Genomic DNA, 19,939 nt, shown 5'->3' with positions numbered 1-19,939 from the left:
TTAAAGGAAATGATTATCTTTGCTCAAAATTTTTAGAACAGCGTTCTAATTTTCAATACTTAATAATAAGATACAACATATATGAAATGTGGAATTGTTGGATTACCGAATGTTGGTAAATCTACTTTATTTAACTGTTTGTCTAATGCTAAAGCACAATCGGCAAATTATCCTTTCTGTACTATAGAGCCAAACGTAGGAACTGTTTCTGTTCCTGATTCTAGATTGAATAAGTTAGAAGAAATTGTAAATCCGGAGCGTGTTGTTCCTGCAGTTGTAGAAATTGTGGATATAGCAGGTTTAGTAAAAGGGGCGAGTAAGGGAGAAGGTTTAGGAAATCAATTCTTAGGAAATATTCGCGAGTGTAATGCAATTATTCATGTTTTACGTTGTTTCGAAAACGAAAATATTACTCACGTAGATGGTTCTATTAATCCAATTCGTGACAAAGAAACAATCGATTTAGAATTGCAATTAAAAGATTTAGATACAGTTGTAAAACGTATAGAAAAATCTAAAAAAGCAGCTAAAGCAGGGAATAAAGACGAACAAAAAATTGTTGAGGTTTTAACAGCTGTTATTGCTCATTTAGAGGAATTGAAAAATGTTCGTGAAATGGAATTGGACGAGAAAGGACAAGAAATTGTTGATTCGTTACAATTAATCACTGCAAAACCTGTTCTTTATCTTTGTAATGTAGATGAATCTGCTGCAAAAGACGGAAACGAGTTTGTTGCACAAGTTAAAGAAGCTGTAAAAAACGAGCATGCAGAAGTTTTAGTTCTTGCTGCACAAATAGAAGCTGATATCAACGAATTAGAAACTTACGACGAACGTCAAATTTTCTTAGAAGAATTAGGTTTAGAAGAACCAGGAGTTAACCGTTTAATTCGTTCTGCTTATACATTATTAGACCTAGAAACATATTTTACAGCAGGTGTAAAAGAAGTTCGTGCTTGGACAATCAAAAAAGCATCTACTGCACCACAAGCAGCAGGAGTTATCCACACAGATTTCGAAAAAGGATTTATTCGTGCTGAGGTTATTAAATTTGAAGATTTCGTAACTTACGGTTCAGAAGCAAAATGTCGTGAGGCAGGAAAGCTAAATGTAGAAGGAAAAGCATATGTTGTAAAAGACGGAGATATTATGCATTTCTTATTCAATGTTTAAGATTTTTATTTTTAAAAAATATCATAAATCAAAAGAGAGTTCAAAATTAATCGAACTCTCTTTTTTAGTTTTAAAAATGTCTTAGTTTAAGTTGAATATTTTTTATAAAATTTTTAAATAAATTATTTGGGCGTTCCCTTCGGTCGGGCTTTTCGTTACAATCTTTGCTCATCGCAAAGGATTTCCACTTTAATCCCTAACGCACGGAGAAAATTGGATTATAATCCAATTCCTCCACCTTTATTTTCTGTTTCATTTTTTTGTACATCAGCACGCGAACGAACTTTTCCTCCAAAATTGTACGTGAATCCTAAATATGCAGATTGCGATTCCCATCTAAAATTAGCATATCCATAATAAGGATCACTCATATTAACTCTCGCTTTCATTGTTCTAAAAATATCATTCATTCTAGCAGAAACAGATGCTTTTCCATCCATAAATGTGTAACGTAAACCTAAATCCATTCTCCACATATCTAAAATTTCTCCTTGTAAGTTTTTACTTTTACCTCTAAAGAAACCAAATTGTTGTAAACTAAACTGTTTGCTTAATGTATAGGTATTGTTTAAACGAAATGATAAAACATTTGCAGTGATTTTTTTACTATCATTTTGCATTTCAGATGAAGTGAAATCTCCAGCAAGATATATATTCATCCATTTTGTAGCTTTATAATTCCAGCTTGCTTCAACACCATAATTATTTACTTTATCATAGTTTAAGTAATATTGTATAAACGCTGATTCTATATCAGGATTTTTAGTAAAAGTCTGTACAATATTATCTTTTACACTTCTATAGAATAAGTTACCAGAAATAGTTCCTTTTTTCATTTGATGTAAATATCCCAATTCATAAGAATCTGTATACTCAGGTTTTAAGTTTGGATTTCCTTCACTCGACATTAATGCTGTAGAAAACTGAGGAACTGGAGTTAATTGATAAATTCCTGGTCTATCAATTCTACGACTATAGTTTAAAGAGAATTTTGCTTTTTCTGTTAAATCATAAGTAAAGAAAGCAGAAGGAAATAAGTTTGTATATTTCTTATTCAGGTTTCCTTCTTGGTTTGGTGTATAAAACCAATTAGCTTTGTCTTCTACATCCTCTAAACGTAATCCAACTTGTGCTCCAAACTTATTAAATTGTTGTTTATAATTGGCATAAGCAGAATAGAATGAACGATCAAAATTAAAATTAACCAAAGGATTAAATGAAATATTTTCTCTTATAACTGTTTGTGTAGAAGTCATGTCATTTTTGTTAGACTGTTTACGGTATTGTATTCCAGCTTCTACTTTTCCAGCATTTTCAATTTGATTTGTATAATCTAAATTAACACGTGTTGTTTCTGTCTTGTCATATCTATATTCTTTATAAAAATCATCTGCTGGATAAGTTGTTAGATAATCTCTGTTATCGTTTTCTTTATTCGTAGAATAAAAAGCATCTAAAACAATATTATGATCTTTTTTATCAAAATCTAATTTATAGTTTAAGCTATAATCTGAGCTGTTAGATTTAGAATTAATATCATTAAAATTCTTTTTATCAAAAGAAGATTGTGAAATAATTGTGTTAATATTCATATTATATTTCCAATTCCATTGATTCGTATAAATTGTTAATGAGTTTTTATCGTTAATGAAGAAATCAAAACCAACTTTATATGATAAATTTTTATTGCGATTTAAAATGTCAAATGACTGATCTATTTTATCAGAATAATTTTGTCCTAATCCTCTTTGTTTAGAAGGACGATCTGCATAATTTACATTTCCAAAAATATTAAATTTACCAACATTTACATTTGCATTGATAGAAGAATTGAATCTACTTTTTTTACCTTGTTCGTATCCTGTTATTAAACCAATATTATATCCTTTTTTAGCACCTTTTACTAAAACAATATTTATAATCCCCGATTTCCCATCTGCTTCATATTTTGCAGAAGGATTTGTTATAATTTCTATTCGTTGAATTTGATTAGATGGAATTTGTTTTAATAATTGAGAAGCTGATAACGAAGAAGGTTTACCATCTACATAGACTTTTACATTACTATTTCCTCTTAAAGATAATTCTCCTGATTGAGGATCAACATTCACAGAAGGTATATTATTTAATACAGATGCTGCATCTGTTCCTGCACTTACCAAATCATTTCCAACTTCAACTACTCTTTTATCAATTTCATTTTTATATTGCGAAGTTTGTGCACGCACAAATGCACCTTTTAATTCTACTGTTTCTGTTGTTGTATTCTTTAAAACTATATTTCCTAAATCTAAAACACCGCCTTTTACTTCTGCAATAGTAGAAGATTGTTCGTAACCAAATTCTGTAATCACTAATTTATAAGTTCCATCTTCTAAATCTGGAATTTCAAATGTTCCATCTTCATTTGCGTAAATTTGATCAAACAAATCGGTAGAATCACCTTTATATATTTTAATGGCTGCCATTCCAACAGCTTCATTTTTTGTGTTTTCTATTTTTCCTTTTACAGGATAATGTTCCTGAGAAAATCCATAAATGGATGATAAAGAAAAAAGAAAAGCTAAAGTAAGTTTATTTAGTTTCATATGTGTATTTTTTATTATATAGTACTATGTTTTACATGATACATAGTCACAATTAATCTCATTTTATCAATTAGACGCAACTATTTCAATTTTGTTACAAAAAAAAATAAAATTTTTAGTACTATGTTTTACATATTAATAAAATAGTATTCTATTTAATTGATTTACAGTGTGTTTATTAATATTTGATTAAGAATTATTTTATTTTTTTTTAAGTCAACTGAAAGACTTATTTTTATATTTCATTTGGTATTAATAAAAAAACACTAGAATATTGAACTCAATTGTCATATTAGGTGCAGGAAATGTAGCGTTTCATTTAACAAGAGCTTTAATTCAAAATACTTGTAATGTTCGACAAATATTTAATAGAACATTAGATAGAGCAAAAGAAATAGCTGAAGCAAATCGAATTTCATACACAGACAGAATCTCTGAAATAGAAAAAGCTGATTTATATATTATTGCTTGTGCAGATTCTGGAATAGAAGAATTTTCTCATTATATACCATATGATGATGTTTTAGTTGTTCATACTTCAGGTTCATCGCCTATGTCTGCTTTAAAAGGAGATTATAGAAAAGGAGTTTTATATCCATTACAAACTTTTTCTAAAGAGCGAACTTTACGCTATGATAATATTCCATTTTTTATTGAAGCAGAGAATTCTGATGATTTAAAGAAAATTAATGCTCTAGCAAGTAGAATTTCTAATGAAGTACATGAATTAGATTTTACAGCTCGTATGCAGGTGCAAATGACAGGTGTTTGGGCAAATAATTTTGTAAATCATTTATATTATATTGCTGGAGATATTTGTAAAAAAAATAATGTTCCATTTGATGTTTTATTACCATTAATACAAGAAACTGCAAAAAAAGTTTTAGAAATGGATCCTAAAGATGCCCAAACAGGTCCAGCTAAAAGAGGAGATCAAGTAATTATAAATCGTCATTTAGAAGTTTTGAAAGATGATTCTAGATTATTACAGATTTACCAAATTTTGACAAATTCAATAGAAAGACTTTACGAAAAATGATAAGTTATAAAGAGAAATTAAATAACATAAAAACTGTTATTTTAGATGTTGATGGAGTGCTTACAGATGGAAGTGTTATTTTAATGCCTTCTGGAGAAATGGTAAGAACAATGAATACCAGAGATGGATATGCTATGCAATTAGCTATAAAAAAAGGAATAAAAATAGCTGTAATAACAGGAGGAAGAGATGAAGCTGTGGTAAATCGTTTAAAATATTTAGGATTAACCGATATATATATTAATAAACGAGATAAAGTGGATGCTTTTCAAGATTTATTATTTTCTTATGGACTGGATCCTGATGAAATAGCATACATGGGAGATGATTATCCTGATTTAGCAGTAATGAATTTGGTTGGTTTACCTTGTTGTCCTAATGATGCATGTATGGATGTACGTAAAGCTTCAGAATATATTTCTCCAGAAAATGGAGGGAAAGGATGTGTTCGCGATTTATTAGAGCAAATTCTTAAAGTACAAAATAAATGGTTTAATACAGAGGAAGATATAGCTTCTGTATAAAAAAATAACAAATGTTATTAAAAGATAAATTAGAAAATAAAAATATCATTTTGGCTTCTCAATCGCCAAGAAGAAAAGAATTATTAGCAGGCTTAGGATTAGAATTTTCAACTTTATCGCTTGATATTGATGAAAGTTTTGATAGAAATCAATTTAAAAGAGAAAAAATTACTGAATATCTCTCTGCAAAAAAAGCTAAAGCTTATACAGAAATAAAACTTAATGATATAATCATCACTTCAGATACTACAGTTTGGGTAGATGATGAATCGTTAGAAAAAGCTTCTAATAGAGAAGAAGCCTATGAAATGTTACGAAAATTAAGTGGAAAAACACATTCTGTTTATACTTCTGTAACTATACGTTCTACAGAGAAAGAGGTTACTTTTTCTGATGAAACACAAGTTACTTTTGCATTATTATCTGACGAAGAAATTTATTATTATATTGATACTTATAAACCTTATGATAAAGCAGGGGCTTATGGTGTACAAGAATGGATAGGTTACATTGGTGTAGATAATATGAATGGTAGTTATTTTAATGTAATGGGATTACCAACTCACAAACTTTACAAAGAATTGATCCGATTTTAAATAACAAAAAATCCAGCTTAAAAGCTGGATTTTTTAATGGCTTAAAAATTGTATTTTTGTAATTCTAAAAAATACATTTTATGAAAGTTGGTTTATATTTTGGCTCTTTTAATCCTATTCATATTGGACATTTAATTATTGCCAACCATTTTCAGCAGTTTACTGATTTAGATCAAGTTTGGTTTGTTGTGTCTCCTCAAAATCCCTTTAAAAATAAACAATCATTGGCTAATGAATACGATCGTTTAGAAATGGTAGAATTAGCAATAAAAGATTATTCTAACCTGCGTGCTTCTAATATCGAATTTTCTTTACCAAAACCATCATATACCATTGATACATTAATTCATCTCAATGAAAAATTTCCTGATCATAAATTTTCATTAATTATGGGATCAGATAACTTAGCAGGAATTGGAAAATGGAAAAATGCAGATATTCTACTAAGAGATTACGATTTTTATGTGTATCCAAGACCAGGATATAATGTAAATGAATCATATAACAATGTAGAAATAGTTGATGCTCCGTTAATGGAAATTTCATCTACATTTATTCGCTCTTCATTCAAAGAGCATAAAAATATAAAACCAATGTTACCACAAAAAGTTTGGGAATATTTAGACGGAAGTAATTTGTATGGTTAATCATAAATAATAGTTTTAACTTAGTTTAAATTTATTTAAAATGATAAAACAAGTTACGCTTGAAACTCTTCAAGATCTAATTCCATTATTTGATGCTTACAGACAATTTTATAAAAAAGATTCTGATCTAAAATTAGCAGAAGATTTCTTGAAGTCAAGAATTATAAATAATGAATCTGTAATATATATGCTTTATGATGGAGGTAAAGCTGTAGGTTTTGTTCAATTATATCCATCATTTTCCTCTACTCGTTTAAAACGATTTTGGATTCTAAATGATTTATTTATATCTCCATATTTCAGAGGTAAAGGATTTTCAAAACAATTAATTGAAGAAGCTAAAGATTTATGTAGAAAAACTGATGCTTGTGCAATGCTATTAGAAACAAGTATAAATAATTCCATAGGTAACAGTTTGTATACACAAACAGGGTTTGAATTACGTGATGATGCAAATTTTTATGAATGGTCAAATAAATAATAAAAAAAGAAAAAGATAGATTTTTTTATAATCTACCTTTTCTCTTTTCATGAATGTTTTTTTATTCTGTTTTTTTCTTTTTACTCCAATCAAATTTATTTCGGAATCCAACATGAAAATAATTACTTGTTTTTCTTTCTTCCATTTGATTTATAAATCCTATTTCTATGGCTGATTGTTTTGATACATTAATTCCAAGACCTACAGTTATACGATTAGAGTCAAAAGGATCATCTTTTGTCATCTGCATTCTTATTTCATCCTTAACAATTCCATAAAGAGTTTGTTTTGCATCAGATTTATTTAATGGAATTTTGAATGACGCTAGATAGCGTAATCGCATAATAAATGTATTCGGATTACTAATAAATCTTTCTTCAACTCTAAAACGGTGAGATAAAGAAGTTCTTCCGATTTTATCATTCATAGTAACTTGTTGAAAAGGTCTTTTTTCTACACGTTCCTTTTTATTATTATCTTTATCATAAGATTCCAATAATACAACCATAAAACCAGCTGCAGGGCTAATAGTATTTGTTACTTTATAATCTACATAAGCAGAAACTAAAAAAAGTCTTGAATCATAAGCTAAATCAAAAGATCTATATTGTGACAAAGCTGTTAAAGACATTTTATCATTTAATTTAGAGTTTAATAAATATTGATACCACATATTATAATTATCTCTACTCTGAGAAAATAAGGAAGTTGTACCAATAAAAAAGGCAATAATTTTTAAATATAGTTTCATTATGGTGAATAATTTGTTAATATATTGAAAATGATTATATAATTAATATTTTATAACCAAATATTAATATTAAAACGAAAAGAATTTTAATTTATTGGTCTACATTATATGATAAATATCTTTTTTAAAAATGATGAAATTTTATTGTCCTATTGATTTCTCCATTAATATTCTCCAAACATTCATATGTAACCATTCATTATAAAATAATAGATTTTGATATTGAGGTAATTTTACTTTTGTTGGAATATCAAAAAATGGAGTTCCATCATTCATAGCTTTTTCAGTAGCTTTATATAAATCTTCGAAATAAGAGATTTGTATATTTAAATCTTTTCGATTTCCAATTGGTCTAACATGAGCCATATATAAATCATCAAAGTCAAGTGCTTTAATTTTATATAAATCATTTAACCAATTTTTAGGCTTTGAATCAGGTAAATAAGCATACAAAACACGATCAGGTACAACTAAATCAACAGTAAAAATAGCACGATATTCAGGAAATCTAAATACTGTCATTCCATTGCCATGATTTTTACCAAAATAATATAATTCAATTGTTTTATCACCCAAAGAAATTTTAGTTTGTTCTCCTTTCCAGATTGAATCAGGAGGAATGACATTTTTATTTTCGTTAAGATTATTAAAGGCATCTTCATGTATAATAAATTTAGCTCCTTGATCTTTATAAATTTTTCCTCCACCGTTGTGATCCCAATGGTTATGACTATAAATTACATATTTTATAGGTAAATTGGTTTTACTTCTAATTGATTTAAAGGTTTCTTTAGCTATATCATCATTAATAGGATCAATAACTATAACTCCTTCTGAAGATATATAATAAAGTGAGAACACGCGATCGCCAACAAGAAAGAGATTATCTTTTGCTTTGAATTCTTTGATTGAATTTTGTGCAATTAATAAATTAAATATAGAAATTAATAAAAATAAAGAAATATGTATTTTATTGATTTTCATTTGTTTTATCATTAAATATACTAAACAATAAAGAAATACAATATTAACTATGAGAAAAATTTATTTTTTTGTAAAAAATAAATTGATTTTATATTTTGAAGTAGTTATTACGAAACTCCAAATTGTTTTTTTAATTGATGAATAATTTCTTCTAGACCATTCATTTTTATTTCATAAACTGTAGATAATTGAGAACCAAGCTTGCCTTTAGGAAATCCACCTTTTCCTATAAACCATTCTAAGTAAGAAATAGGTAAATCACATAATAAACGTCCTTCATATTTTCCAAAAGGCATCTTTGTTGTAATAATTTCTTTTAGTATTTCTGGACGAAATCCCTCCATTATTTTTCTATTTTTCCAGTGTAAGTAGATATTCCATCTTGAAAATTATATACTTTTTTCAAGCCTTGTTCTTGCATTTTTTCTGTGGCAAGTTTTGCTCTAATACCACTTCTACAATAGATATAATAATTTTTTTTTGGATCTAATTTTTGAATTTGATTTTCAAAATTAGAATTTTTCACATCGATATTAATGGATTGTGGTAAATGTCCTTCAGCGTATTCATCTGATGTGCGAACATCTATTAAAATATTATTTTTATTTGTTAAATCAATTTGATGAACATGGTTTAATGTTGCAAGAATTTCTTGTTGATTTTGATTATTAGCAGGAATAACTTTATTGGAACATGAACCAAAAATTAGGCTAGTTGTGATTGCTAAAGTAACTATAACTTTATTTTCCATTGTATTGATTCATTGTGTTTCCTAATCCCTGAAAGATGAAAGATAAAACAGCGTCGGCAGATAGACTAAGTCTTTCATTCATTTTTTCTATTTCTTCTGCAGACCATTCACCAAGAACATAATCAACTTGTTTTCCTTCAGAAAATTCATTACCTACACCAAAACGCAAACGAGCATAATTTTGTCCACCTACTTTATTTTGAATATCTTTTAAACCATTATGTCCTCCATCACTTCCTTTACCACGCATACGAATTGTACCAAATGGAAGATTAAGATCATCAGTAATAACAAAAATATTTTCTAATGCAATGTTTTCTTTTTTCATCCAAAAACGTACTGCATCTCCACTTAAATTCATATAAGTATTTGGTTTTAATAGAGTAACTGGACGTGCTTTATATTTAAATTGAGCTACTTCACCAAAATTTGAAGGAAAAAATTGAGCATCAACTTTTTTAGCTACTTCTTCAACTACTTTGAAACCAATATTATGTCTTGTATTTTCGTACTTAGAACCAATGTTTCCTAGTCCAATAATCAAATATTTTTGCATGAAACAAAATTACATATTTTTGTTGAATTAGAAATATTTCATACCTTCGTTTTAAATTCTACTAAAATGGTATAGTTTTAGAATTTTTAAATAAGATATATATTATGAAAAAAATAGTTAGTATTTTAATGTTGTTTATAGGAGTTTTGTCTTTTGCACAAAATCCTCCTAAAGAAATGAAAACAGTTTTTCCTACTAAAGCTTTAGAAGATAAAGTAGTTGATTTAGAAGATAATTCTATTACAATAGGTAAAGTAATAGAAAATAATAAAGGAAAAATAATCGTATTGGATTTATGGGCTTCTTGGTGTGGTGACTGTGTGAAAAATATGCCAGAGTTGAAAACATTACATGAAAAAAACCCTGATGTAGCATTTGTCTATCTTTCTATGGATAAAACAAATGAAGCTTGGAAGAAAGGTATTGAAAAATATGATATTAAAGGACAACATTATTTGTTAGGAAATAATTGGAAAGGAGACTTTGGCACGGGAATTGATTTGAATTGGATACCTAGATATTTGGTTTTAGATCAAAAAGGAAAAATTGCTGATTATTACAGTGTAAAAGCAGATGATCCTAAAGTGCAAGCCACTATCGATAAATTAAGAAAAAAATAAATAGTTTATAGTTTACCAACCTAAGGGGTGATTGATGAGTAGAATAATCAATCACCCTTTTTCTTTATGTGTTAAAAATCAATTTGTTTTGTTGTAAGAAAATAAATATTTCTTTAACTAAAATAAGTGTTTTTTGTATTGATCTTTTAATTATTATTGCACAGATTTTAATACCCTTATTATATATATGAAAATATGCTTCGTAATGTATGCTTGGAACAAGGTTGAACCAAGTAAAGATTCTACTCTACGCCTAATAAAAGAATGTGTAGATCGTGGATTTGAAGTATCTTATTTAACAAAAAATGAAATTTCTATTTCAAAAGGAAAAGTAATTGGAAATTTCAAAAAGTTAGTTAGCAAAGAAACAAATGATTGTGTAGATTTTTACAATAGTATGAAATTTGAAAGTGCTATTAAAGATTTTACAGAGTTTGATATGGTTTTTATGAGAGCTGATCCTCCAGTTGATCCTCTTTTATTAAACATGTTGGAATTGATTGAAGATAAAGTATTCTTTGTGAATAAAATATCTGGGTTAAGAAAAGCAAATAATAAAATTTATGCTGCATCTTTTGATGATGGAAATGAGACAATTGTTCCTCAAACCTTGATTACAAAAGATATTGATTTAATAAAATTGTTTGTAGAAGAAAATAATTTTGATAAATTTATCATTAAACCATTAGACGGAATGGGAGGTAAAGGTGTTGTTCTTTTTGAAAGAAAAAGTGTTGGAAACCTTTCTTCTATCTGTGATTTTTATATTAATCATACCGGAGTTCCTCAGCCAATTATTTGTCAGAATTATATAGAAGGAGCAGAAAAAGGTGATGTTCGTGTAATTGTAGTTAACGGAGAACCTATTGGTGCTATTATGCGTGTTCCTGCAGAAGGAGATCATCGTTCTAATATATCTGCTGGTGGTTCTGCAATTCAACATATTCTTGATGATTATGAAATTGAATTATGTAGAAAAATTGGAAAACAATTAAATGAAGATGGAATCTATTTTTGTGGTGTTGATTTAATTAATCATAAAATGGTTGAATTAAATGTGGTAAGCCCTGGTGGTGTTGTTCCACACAATAGAGTAAATAACAATGAAGAGATACAAAAACAAATTGTTGATGCATTGTTAGAAAAATATAAAGAATTTAAAGCATGAAATCCTTAAGTATACAGCAAATCCTGGATAATATTGAAAACGAAGTTGTATTTGAAGCAGCAGCAGAAGATGGTTCATTTAAAATAAAAATTGATGAATATACTCCTTATGTATGCACAGCAATACACGATGGTAAAAAAATGCGTGAAGATGTTTTAGAAAAATGTTTGTTGGATAATTATGAACGTTGGTATGAAGAAGATCCTCACACAGCCGAATTTGTTGAAACATTTCCAATTTTAATTCAAGGTTGTGATTCTCGATTCGAATATGATTTGAATCGTAATCCAGAAACTGCTGTATACGAAGAAGCTTGGGGAAAAAAGATTTGGAAAGAACCATTATCTGTTTCTCAAAAACAAAAAAGTTTAGCAAAGCATCATGCTTTTTATGAAGTATTGGAAGTTTTAGTTAAGAAACTAGAATCTAAATATAAATCATGTTTGGTTTATGATATTCATTCTTACAATTGGAAACGTTGGGATAGACCAGTTCCTGTTTTCAATATAGGTTCAGAGAAAATAGACAACGAAAGATATGGAAAATACGTTGAAGCTTGGAGAGATGAATTAGCTCAAATAGAATTAGAGAATATTCATAGTTTTTCTGCAATCAACGATGTTTTTTATGGAAGAGGTTACTTATTAGAATTTTTAACAAATCGTTTCAAGAATACATTAGTTTTAGCAACAGAAGTTTCAAAAATTTACTGTGATGAACTTACAGAGGAAACTTTTCCTGAAATTATTAATCAAATAAAGGAAGGTTTTAAATCTGCAATTCTTCATCATGCGTACGAATTTCTTAAAAATGAAACTTCTTACAAAGTAGGTTCTAAACAAGTGAATATTTTACACAATGAGTTAGAATCTGATTTGGTGAAAATAGATAAACAATTGTATCAATTGGTAAATGATTTTGAGTTATTAAGTGTTATCAATCCAATTAATTTAGAATTTGAGAAAAAGAAATTCTTAGCATCTAAATACACTTACGAACCTCAGTTCAAATACAGTCCACTGAATATTGATCCTTTCGAGTTTAAACGAAAATTATCTAATATTAAAGTAGAAAAAATCAATGATATCAGTATACAGAATATGTATGTAGATACAATAAATTCTTATTTTGATAAAGTTGATTTATTAGCCAATTTGGGAACTGATAAATTTTTGTATAATTCGCTTCGATATTTTGGAGAACCTTCTAAAAAGGATATCGAGAATGCTAATTTTATTTTGTATTGTCCAGAATTTAGAATGGACGAACAAGGAAGTTATACAGAAGAAGAAGTTGTAAATTTATTTAAAAATGCTACAAATGATTATGGATTCAAATTCGATATTGAAATATCTGATGACATAGCATCAAAGGCATTAGTAATAAATAGTAAAAGAAAAGTTGTAATAAAACGAGGTGTAAAATTTGATAAACGTTTTACAAATGGTCTTATAGAGCATGAAATTGGGGTGCACATGGTAACAACAATGAATGCATTAGATCAGCCTTTAAAAATATTTAGTATTGGTTTACCAGTAAACACATTAACTCAGGAAGGTTTAGCTATTCTTAGTGAGTATTATACAGATTCTATTAATCATAATCGTTTACGTGAATTAGGTTTACGCGTAATAGCAGTTAATTTATTGACAAACGGAAAATCTTTCAATGAAACTTTTATGGTTCTAATGGAAGAATACAGTATGCAACCAGAAGATGCTTTTTATCTAACAACTCGTGTCTATCGTGGTGGTGGATTTACAAAAGATGCTTTGTATTTGAAAGGTTTAAAGACAATATTGAATTATGTTGATCAAGGTCGTTCTTTAGATAATTTATTAATTGGAAAAACATCTGTAAAATATATAGATACAATTGATGAATTGGTGGAACGTAAAATGATAAACAAACCAAAATATCACACAAAAATCTTTAAAAAACATAAAGAGAATCCAGAAATTAATCCTCTTTTACAATATATATTCAACGGAATAAAAGATTAAAAAAATAAAACCTCATCTTGTTTTGGATGAGGTTTTATTTTTTTTTGATAAATTCAAGATTATAATTTAGTATTTATCAATAATAATATAGCTTTTGGGCAATGCCTACGGCCCACGCTTTATCGCTCCCAATCTTTTTACTTCACTAGCTCACTCCGTAAAAAGGATTTCCGCTACAATCGTTATTGCAGATTAAAAATTTGAGATATTAAATTTTAGTAATGAGATTAATTTTACTAATTATTGTGTCGTTTTTGAGTCTTTGGAAATATAAATTATTTTTTATATTATGTATTTATTTTTTAGTACGAATTTGCAATAGTGATTGAAGCGGCATCCTTTTATAAACAATTCATCTTCTTTAAAAAATATAAATGTGATTGTTTATAAAAGATATAGCGTAAAGCACGCTGCAGAGCAATTGCCCAAAAAATAATCATAATTTTTAAACATTTTTTTGAGTATTTTTATCAAAGAAGAATATTATAATTCCAAGTGCTATTATTCCTAAACCAAATAAACTTTCTTTTGGTTTTTGCATTAATACAAAATAACAGATATATAAACTGAAAGCTAAAAATATAGCAGGAAGAATATAGAAAAATTTACTTTTTATAATTGTCAATTCATCTTTCTTAATAAAGAATGCTGTAGAAATTGCTAAAGTTGATAGAATTTGTAGTACAAAAGAAGTATAAGTAAATATAACTTCAAAATCACCAGAAAATATAAGTAAAATACTAATTGTTGTATGTACCCAAATAGCACGAACAGGAATTTTATGCTTGTTTTCTTTTGCCATAAAACTCCATAATTTATTTTCTCTTGCAGTTGCTTGTGAAAGGCGAGAACCAATCCATAAATAACCACTAATAGTAGCAATTAATTGAAGAGCAATAAAACAGCTCACCCATTTTACATGTGGTCCTAATATATTTGCAAAAGAAATATTTGCAATATCCTCTTTTCCTATAAGGGAAGTAGCTGTTGCATGTTTTAAAAAAACAAAATTCAATAAAACATAAGATAGGGTAACGAAAACAACGCCAATAAAAAGTGCTTTTGGTAAATTTTTCTTTGGTTGATTTATTTCTTCTATAATATACGAAGCAGAGTTCCATCCTATATATGCAAAAGTTACATAAACCAAGGATGTAGCAAAAGCTGGTAACATTAATTCATCTTTAAAAGAAGTGTCAAATGAGATAGCATTTGGTGAAACAGTTGGAACAAAATAAAGTCCAATTCCTATGAGAACTAGGATAAAAGAAACTTTGAGTATTGTGAATATGTTTTGAAATTTACTACTCAAATTTAAACTAAATGATTGAGAAATGGCAACCATTAATATAATTGCTATTGCAAATTCTTTTCCTAGATTCAATCCAAAACTATTTAAATATTTCCCCATTGCCAATGCTGCTAAAGAGATTGGAGCTGAGAAACCAACAAATAAAGAAATCCAACTAGAGAGATAACCAAAAATGGGATGGTATGTTCTAGAAAGATAAATATAATCTCCTCCAGATTGCTTAAATTTAGAAGCAAGTTCAGAATAAATAAAAGCTCCAATTAATGCTAAAAACCCGCCAATAATCCAAAGAAATAGAATAGAAGTTGTATTCTTTAAATCTGATATCTGATAACCTAAACTCGTAAAAACTCCAGTTCCAATCATATTCGATATCACTAAAGCAGCTGCGGTTTTCCAACCAATTTTATGATGTGCCATAAATAAAAAGTAATCAAAAAATAAAATTCCGAATGATTGATTAGTTAAAACTAAGATAATCACTCGGAATAAAATATGTATTTAAAATTTTTAAAATTTAAAACTTGCTCGTGCAAAATAATATGCTCCTGTCATTCCCATTTGTACAGGTGCATAAGGGAATACACCGTAATATGAATTTTCATAGACTTGTTTATCAGGGAAGATATCGAATAGATTATTCGCTCCGATTGTAAAATTAAAATATTTTGTAATATCATATCCAATAGAAGCATCTGTAACAACTTTTCCTGTGTGTTGCTGAATACTTCCATAAGGATATCCATTTCTTTCAACTTTTCCAAAGTATGTATTACGAACCATAAAATTAAAACCTGAAATGGCATAGTTTAAAGCTAAAGTAGCTTTAGTTTTAGGGCTTAAAGATTCAATAATATTTACTTGGTCAGGTCCAAAAAATTGTTGTCTTGGAATAGTTAATGTTTTAGGAAAATGATAATCTACAATTTTTGTTTCATTCAAATTCCCAGATAAACTTGCATTTAATTTACCTCTACCTAATCGTGTATCATAAGATATAACTAAATCCAAACCTTTCGTTTCTGTGTCAATAGCATTTGTAAAAATTCTTCCAGAAACAATTCCATATTTTTCAAAAGCAGGATCTACAATATCAGACGTTAATACAATTCGGTCTTTTACTTTGATATAATATCCATCAAGAGTTATGAATAATTTAGAAATAGGTCTAAATGTTAATCCTAAACTTGCATTAACAGATTTCTCTTGTTTTAATTTATCTAAACCTAGTTCACGAGATAAATCAGAATCATTTCTAATAATTCCTTTTGTACCAAGTTTTTGAACTCCATCATCTAAATAGAAATCTGTGTAAGCATTACTAAAATATTTTTGTTGTAAAGATGGTGCTCTAAATCCTGTAGAAATTGCTCCTCGAACAGAAAAACCTTTGGCATATTCGTAGCGTAATGCTAATTTTCCATTAACGGTATTTCCTACATCAGAATAGTTTTCGAAACGTCCAGCAATATCAGCAGAAAAATTTCCGAATTTAAATTCTCCATCTGCATAGGCAGCAACAGATTGTCTATCTGCTTTTATAACACTTGAAGGTCTGAAACCACCAAAAGTTTCCGAACCAGAACCTACGTATGAAGCCTCGTCACCAGCTCCAATTTGATATTGTTCGTAGCGGTATTCTCCTCCAAAGGCTAAATTAAAAAAATGATTGATTTTTTTAGAAAAATCTAAATTCACAACATCTTGTAAAAACTGATGTTTTCCTGCATAAAAATTAGTAGGTGAATCTGTTCCTAAAGATTGATTGATAGAATTAATAACGTCATATTTAAAAGAATTTACACCTAATGTGTTACTCAAATCAACTTTCCAACCATTAAAAGAATAACGTAATCCTGTTGAGTTAGAATAATCGTTGATATTTGATTTTATTGTTGCTTGAAAACCATTTGGATAAACTTTTAGAGACTCTGCATTTAGATCACTTGGTAAACGACGAAAACCAAAACCTTGACCTTGGCGTAAGCTTACTCCACCAAATGTATAAAATTCTAATTTGTCTGTTAATTTAGTTTCTGCATTAACAAAAAATTGTTGATTTTTTATTGCCGCATCACCAATTTGGAATCTGAAATCATTTCTAGTTAATCCTCTTTCTGATAAAATTGCATCATCTGCAGCTCTTGCAGCAGTAGGATCATCAGCAAAATCGTATGCAAAATTATCACCATATATATCTAAATTATTATTTTTAGAACGATTTGTTTTTTTACGATCACTAATTACAGCTGAGAATACAATAGAACCTTCTTTACCTAATTTAGTCCCATAGCTACCATTAAAATTATAAGTTTGTCCATCATTTCTAGATGTTTGTCCATACGTAAAGGATGCATCACCTCCTGGTTTAGATTTTAAAACAATATTTACCACACCAGCTATAGCATCAGAACCATATTGTGCCGCTGCACCATCACGAAGTACTTCTATTTTCTCAATAGCAGAAACAGGGATAGCTCCTAAATCGGTACCTACAGAACCATTTCCTACAGTATTTTGATAGTTTACTAATGAAGTTGAATGTCTTCTTTTTCCATTAATAAGAACTAAAACTTGATCTGGCCCCATTCCTCTTAATGTTACAGGATCTATATGTTCTGTACCATCTGAAGCTGATTGGCGAACTGAATTGAAAGATGGAATAACATAATTCAAAATATCATTTACAGATAACTGAGGTGATGATGTTTTTAATTTTTCTACATCTATTACATCGACAGGCACAGGAGAATTTACTACAGTTCTTTCAGAAGTACGGCCACCAATTAGAACAACTTCGTTCAAATTTGTTTCGTCTTCTTTAACGTCTTGGGCAAGAGCAAAAGATGTGCCTAGTATAGCTAGAGTTGTAAGTAAAAATTTGTTTTTTTTCATGTTTATTTTAATAAAAAATATCAAGAAACCAACATAAAAAAGTAGAATAAAAGTTAAATTCTTTTGTTCTCATCTTTCCCTTTTATTTGGGTTGGATTTAGCACCTTTTTATCATAATTTATTGGTTGCTAAGGTTTCAAAGGGCCAATCCCTCCACCTTTCTTGATAAGGACAGCAAAGATAATGTTAATAAAATGAAAAGAAAAAATAAATCTCTATTATTTTTGTAGAGTTTAAGTATTTAACAAAAATAGAATTGATTAATAGTTTGATACTTCTATTTTAAAACAATAATGAAACAACTATAATTTTATAGGGTAATAATGAATAAAATTTAATATTTTTATTCATATAAATAGATAATAAATGGGACTAAAATTAAAACCTATTGATGTTGTTGATAACATAACTAAGGAAGAATTTACAGAAAAATATTTAAAAACACGTCAGCCTGTAGTTATAAAGAACATGTCGAAGAATTGGCCCGCTTATAAAAAATGGACTTTTGATTATATGAAAGAAGCTGTTGGAGATATAACACTTCCTTTATATGATAGTTCTAAAGCTGATCCAGCAGCACCTATTAATGCTCCAGTTACAGAAATGAAATTTTCAGATTATATAGATCTTATAGAAAATGAACCAACAGATTTGAGAATTTTTTTCTTTGACCCAATAAAACATGCTCCGAAGTTGTTAGATGATTATGTTTTTCCTAAGGAACTTATGGGAGGTTTTTTAGATAAATATCCTAGTTTGTTTTTTGGAGGAGAGGGTTCTGAGACATTTCTTCATTTTGATATAGATATGCCACATATTTTTCATACACATTTTAATGGAAGAAAACATGTTTTGCTTTTTGAATATAAATGGAAGGAAAGACTTTATAAATTGCCATATGCAACTTATTCTTTAGAGGATTATAGTATTGAACATCCCGATTTTGATAAATTTCCTGCTTTAGATGGAGTAGAAGGTATTGAATGTTTTTTAGAGCATGGTGATACATTATTTATGCCAACAGGTTGGTGGCATTGGATGAAATACCTTGATGGAAGCTTTTCAATTTCTTTAAGAGCATGGGATAAATCTTGGGCTGTAAAAACACATTCTTTATGGAACCTTGTGGTACAAAGAAACTTTGATAATTTTATGAAGAAAAATTTTAAAGGTAAATACATGGATTGGAAAGAAAAAGAAGCCATTAAAAGAGCAGAATATGCTTTAAAAAATAATAGACCTAGTTGATTAAACTAGGTCTATTATTTTTAAAAAAAGCTACAATTCATATACTGAATGTAGCTTTTTTATGTTATTATTTATTTCCAATAATTCCAAACTTTACCATCGAATACAGCAAATGAGTCACTTTCTGTATCATAGCAAATAGTACCAGCTACAGGTGACAAGATATTTTCATGAGGTCTAAATACTTTTGGAAGTATTAAAGCTTTATCAGTAGATTCTAGTATTAAAACACCTTCTGCTTCACTACTTTCAGCACCTATAATTACACCTTTACCAATTTCCTCAGTTGTATTAATATTTGCTGAGGTACTTATATCATTATTGTTTTCATCTTTTTGCGCATCAAAACTTCCTTCATCACTAAGTTCTAACCATTCGTTGTTTTGGAAAACTTTTACTTTTAAATCATTTTTATCAATTAAAAGAGTCCCATTTGTATAGTTAGTTGTAGTTTCTATATCTGCTATAGGTAAAATAATTCCTTTTTTTTCATTTCCAAAATCAAGTATTCCAGCTCCATCAACTTGATTTTTACCTATTGATACTTGAGCATAAAGTAAGTTTGTGCTCAAAATAAGACATAATATAATAAATTTTTTCATG

19 protein-coding genes and 1 riboswitch are annotated in these 19,939 nt (G+C 28.3%); of the genes, 10 read left to right on the top strand and 9 right to left on the bottom strand.

Annotation, left to right across the window (positions count from 1 at the left end):
* Positions 1 to 81 precede the first annotated feature (81 nt).
* Entirely contained in the window at positions 82 to 1,173 is a 1,092-nt protein-coding gene (ychF, locus tag RT575_RS10405) for a redox-regulated ATPase YchF (protein ID WP_313580687.1), read from the top strand.
* 218 nt (positions 1,174 to 1,391) lie between these two features.
* Here the strand turns inward: ychF and RT575_RS10400 are convergent, their stop codons facing one another.
* Positions 1,392 to 3,761 carry a TonB-dependent receptor gene (locus tag RT575_RS10400; RefSeq protein ID WP_313580685.1) on the bottom strand — a complete coding sequence of 790 codons (2,370 nt, stop codon included), beginning with the start codon at positions 3,759 to 3,761 and terminating at the stop codon, positions 1,392 to 1,394.
* 274 nt (positions 3,762 to 4,035) lie between these two features.
* On the opposite strand from RT575_RS10400, the gene RT575_RS10395 reads away from it, so the two are divergent.
* From RT575_RS10395 to RT575_RS10375, 5 genes are all read left to right on the top strand, one after another.
* A complete protein-coding gene (locus RT575_RS10395) occupies positions 4,036 to 4,800 on the top strand; it encodes a Rossmann-like and DUF2520 domain-containing protein (RefSeq protein ID WP_313383459.1) in 765 nt (254 codons plus the stop codon).
* Positions 4,797 to 5,324, top strand: a complete 528-nt coding sequence (locus RT575_RS10390) for an HAD-IIIA family hydrolase (protein WP_313383460.1) — start codon at positions 4,797 to 4,799, stop codon at positions 5,322 to 5,324. Before RT575_RS10395 ends, RT575_RS10390 begins: the two co-directional genes overlap by 4 nt.
* 11 nt (positions 5,325 to 5,335) lie before the next feature.
* Positions 5,336 to 5,920: a Maf family nucleotide pyrophosphatase gene (locus RT575_RS10385; RefSeq protein ID WP_313580683.1), complete on the top strand. Its 585-nt coding sequence runs from the start codon at positions 5,336 to 5,338 to the stop codon at positions 5,918 to 5,920.
* Positions 5,921 to 6,000: 80 nt separating this feature from the next.
* A complete protein-coding gene (gene nadD, locus RT575_RS10380; RefSeq protein ID WP_313580681.1) occupies positions 6,001 to 6,567 on the top strand; it encodes a nicotinate (nicotinamide) nucleotide adenylyltransferase in 567 nt (188 codons plus the stop codon).
* Positions 6,568 to 6,607: 40 nt separating this feature from the next.
* Complete coding sequence (locus RT575_RS10375) at positions 6,608 to 7,048, top strand: GNAT family N-acetyltransferase (RefSeq protein ID WP_313580679.1); 441 nt, start codon at positions 6,608 to 6,610, stop codon at positions 7,046 to 7,048.
* Positions 7,049 to 7,109: 61 nt separating this feature from the next.
* Here RT575_RS10375 and RT575_RS10370 read toward each other — a convergent pair whose 3' ends face one another.
* From RT575_RS10370 to pth, 5 genes are all read right to left on the bottom strand, one after another.
* The gene (locus tag RT575_RS10370) at positions 7,110 to 7,799 is read right to left on the bottom strand and encodes a DUF2490 domain-containing protein (RefSeq protein WP_313580677.1); all 690 of its coding nucleotides are present in this window, start codon (positions 7,797 to 7,799) and stop codon (positions 7,110 to 7,112) included.
* Positions 7,800 to 7,940: 141 nt separating this feature from the next.
* Positions 7,941 to 8,783, bottom strand: a complete 843-nt coding sequence (locus RT575_RS10365) for an MBL fold metallo-hydrolase (protein ID WP_313580675.1) — start codon at positions 8,781 to 8,783, stop codon at positions 7,941 to 7,943.
* A 107-nt stretch (positions 8,784 to 8,890) separates the two neighbouring features.
* Positions 8,891 to 9,127, bottom strand: a complete 237-nt coding sequence (locus RT575_RS10360; protein ID WP_313580673.1) for a DUF3820 family protein — start codon at positions 9,125 to 9,127, stop codon at positions 8,891 to 8,893.
* On the bottom strand, positions 9,127 to 9,534 hold the full coding sequence (locus RT575_RS10355) for a rhodanese-like domain-containing protein (RefSeq protein ID WP_313580672.1): 408 nt from the start codon (positions 9,532 to 9,534) through the stop codon (positions 9,127 to 9,129). Before RT575_RS10355 ends, RT575_RS10360 begins: the two co-directional genes overlap by 1 nt.
* Positions 9,524 to 10,090, bottom strand: coding sequence for an aminoacyl-tRNA hydrolase (gene pth / locus RT575_RS10350; protein ID WP_313580670.1), 567 nt, complete (start codon positions 10,088 to 10,090; stop codon positions 9,524 to 9,526). Before pth ends, RT575_RS10355 begins: the two co-directional genes overlap by 11 nt.
* 104 nt (positions 10,091 to 10,194) lie before the next feature.
* Here pth and RT575_RS10345 point away from each other — a divergent pair, with 104 nt between their 5' ends.
* From RT575_RS10345 to RT575_RS10335, 3 genes are all read left to right on the top strand, one after another.
* Entirely contained in the window at positions 10,195 to 10,710 is a 516-nt protein-coding gene (locus RT575_RS10345; protein WP_313580668.1) for a TlpA disulfide reductase family protein, read from the top strand.
* Positions 10,711 to 10,897: 187 nt separating this feature from the next.
* Positions 10,898 to 11,878: an ATP-grasp domain-containing protein gene (locus RT575_RS10340; protein WP_313383471.1), complete on the top strand. Its 981-nt coding sequence runs from the start codon at positions 10,898 to 10,900 to the stop codon at positions 11,876 to 11,878.
* The gene (locus RT575_RS10335) at positions 11,875 to 13,881 is read left to right on the top strand and encodes a flavohemoglobin expression-modulating QEGLA motif protein (protein WP_313580667.1); all 2,007 of its coding nucleotides are present in this window, start codon (positions 11,875 to 11,877) and stop codon (positions 13,879 to 13,881) included. Before RT575_RS10340 ends, RT575_RS10335 begins: the two co-directional genes overlap by 4 nt.
* 445 nt (positions 13,882 to 14,326) lie before the next feature.
* Here the strand turns inward: RT575_RS10335 and RT575_RS10330 are convergent, their stop codons facing one another.
* Both RT575_RS10330 and RT575_RS10325 read right to left on the bottom strand, forming a co-directional pair.
* Positions 14,327 to 15,613, bottom strand: coding sequence for an amino acid permease (locus RT575_RS10330; RefSeq protein WP_313580666.1), 1,287 nt, complete (start codon positions 15,611 to 15,613; stop codon positions 14,327 to 14,329).
* 90 nt (positions 15,614 to 15,703) lie between these two features.
* Positions 15,704 to 18,088 (bottom strand): TonB-dependent receptor, encoded by a 2,385-nt coding sequence (locus RT575_RS10325; RefSeq protein ID WP_313580665.1) that lies wholly within the window; start codon positions 18,086 to 18,088, stop codon positions 15,704 to 15,706.
* A 66-nt stretch (positions 18,089 to 18,154) separates the two neighbouring features.
* Positions 18,155 to 18,260: riboswitch (SAM riboswitch) on the bottom strand.
* A gap of 194 nt (positions 18,261 to 18,454) precedes the next feature.
* Between RT575_RS10325 and RT575_RS10320 the strand changes: the two genes are divergently transcribed.
* Positions 18,455 to 19,336 carry a cupin-like domain-containing protein gene (locus RT575_RS10320; RefSeq protein ID WP_313580663.1) on the top strand — a complete coding sequence of 294 codons (882 nt, stop codon included), beginning with the start codon at positions 18,455 to 18,457 and terminating at the stop codon, positions 19,334 to 19,336.
* Positions 19,337 to 19,407: 71 nt separating this feature from the next.
* On the opposite strand, the gene RT575_RS10315 is transcribed toward RT575_RS10320, so the two are convergent.
* The gene (locus tag RT575_RS10315) at positions 19,408 to 19,938 is read right to left on the bottom strand and encodes a hypothetical protein (protein WP_313383476.1); all 531 of its coding nucleotides are present in this window, start codon (positions 19,936 to 19,938) and stop codon (positions 19,408 to 19,410) included.
* Between the last annotated feature and the right edge of the window lies 1 nt (position 19,939).

This window comes from Chishuiella sp. (assembly GCF_032109125.1).
Lineage (GTDB): Bacteria > Bacteroidota > Bacteroidia > Flavobacteriales > Weeksellaceae > Empedobacter.
Note: the sequence above shows the minus strand (reverse complement) of the source record. Positions and strands in the feature narration are given on the sequence as shown.

Excerpts from the sequence above, each read along its gene's own strand:
- RT575_RS10360 (WP_313580673.1), bottom strand. The coding sequence starts at position 9,127 with ATGGAGGGATTTCGTCCAGAAATACTAAAAGAAATTATTACAACAAAG.
- nadD (WP_313580681.1), top strand. The coding sequence starts at position 6,001 with ATGAAAGTTGGTTTATATTTTGGCTCTTTTAATCCTATTCATATTGGA.
- RT575_RS10335 (WP_313580667.1), top strand. The coding sequence starts at position 11,875 with ATGAAATCCTTAAGTATACAGCAAATCCTGGATAATATTGAAAACGAA.
- RT575_RS10375 (WP_313580679.1), top strand. The coding sequence starts at position 6,608 with ATGATAAAACAAGTTACGCTTGAAACTCTTCAAGATCTAATTCCATTA.
- RT575_RS10345 (WP_313580668.1), top strand. The coding sequence starts at position 10,195 with ATGAAAAAAATAGTTAGTATTTTAATGTTGTTTATAGGAGTTTTGTCT.
- RT575_RS10390 (WP_313383460.1), top strand. The coding sequence starts at position 4,797 with ATGATAAGTTATAAAGAGAAATTAAATAACATAAAAACTGTTATTTTA.
- RT575_RS10320 (WP_313580663.1), top strand. The coding sequence starts at position 18,455 with ATGGGACTAAAATTAAAACCTATTGATGTTGTTGATAACATAACTAAG.
- RT575_RS10400 (WP_313580685.1), bottom strand. The coding sequence starts at position 3,761 with ATGAAACTAAATAAACTTACTTTAGCTTTTCTTTTTTCTTTATCATCC.
- RT575_RS10370 (WP_313580677.1), bottom strand. The coding sequence starts at position 7,799 with ATGAAACTATATTTAAAAATTATTGCCTTTTTTATTGGTACAACTTCC.
- RT575_RS10315 (WP_313383476.1), bottom strand. The coding sequence starts at position 19,938 with ATGAAAAAATTTATTATATTATGTCTTATTTTGAGCACAAACTTACTT.
- RT575_RS10330 (WP_313580666.1), bottom strand. The coding sequence starts at position 15,613 with ATGGCACATCATAAAATTGGTTGGAAAACCGCAGCTGCTTTAGTGATA.
- RT575_RS10385 (WP_313580683.1), top strand. The coding sequence starts at position 5,336 with ATGTTATTAAAAGATAAATTAGAAAATAAAAATATCATTTTGGCTTCT.
- RT575_RS10325 (WP_313580665.1), bottom strand. The coding sequence starts at position 18,088 with ATGAAAAAAAACAAATTTTTACTTACAACTCTAGCTATACTAGGCACA.
- RT575_RS10340 (WP_313383471.1), top strand. The coding sequence starts at position 10,898 with ATGAAAATATGCTTCGTAATGTATGCTTGGAACAAGGTTGAACCAAGT.
- RT575_RS10365 (WP_313580675.1), bottom strand. The coding sequence starts at position 8,783 with ATGAAAATCAATAAAATACATATTTCTTTATTTTTATTAATTTCTATA.
- RT575_RS10355 (WP_313580672.1), bottom strand. The coding sequence starts at position 9,534 with ATGGAAAATAAAGTTATAGTTACTTTAGCAATCACAACTAGCCTAATT.
- pth (WP_313580670.1), bottom strand. The coding sequence starts at position 10,090 with ATGCAAAAATATTTGATTATTGGACTAGGAAACATTGGTTCTAAGTAC.
- ychF (WP_313580687.1), top strand. The coding sequence starts at position 82 with ATGAAATGTGGAATTGTTGGATTACCGAATGTTGGTAAATCTACTTTA.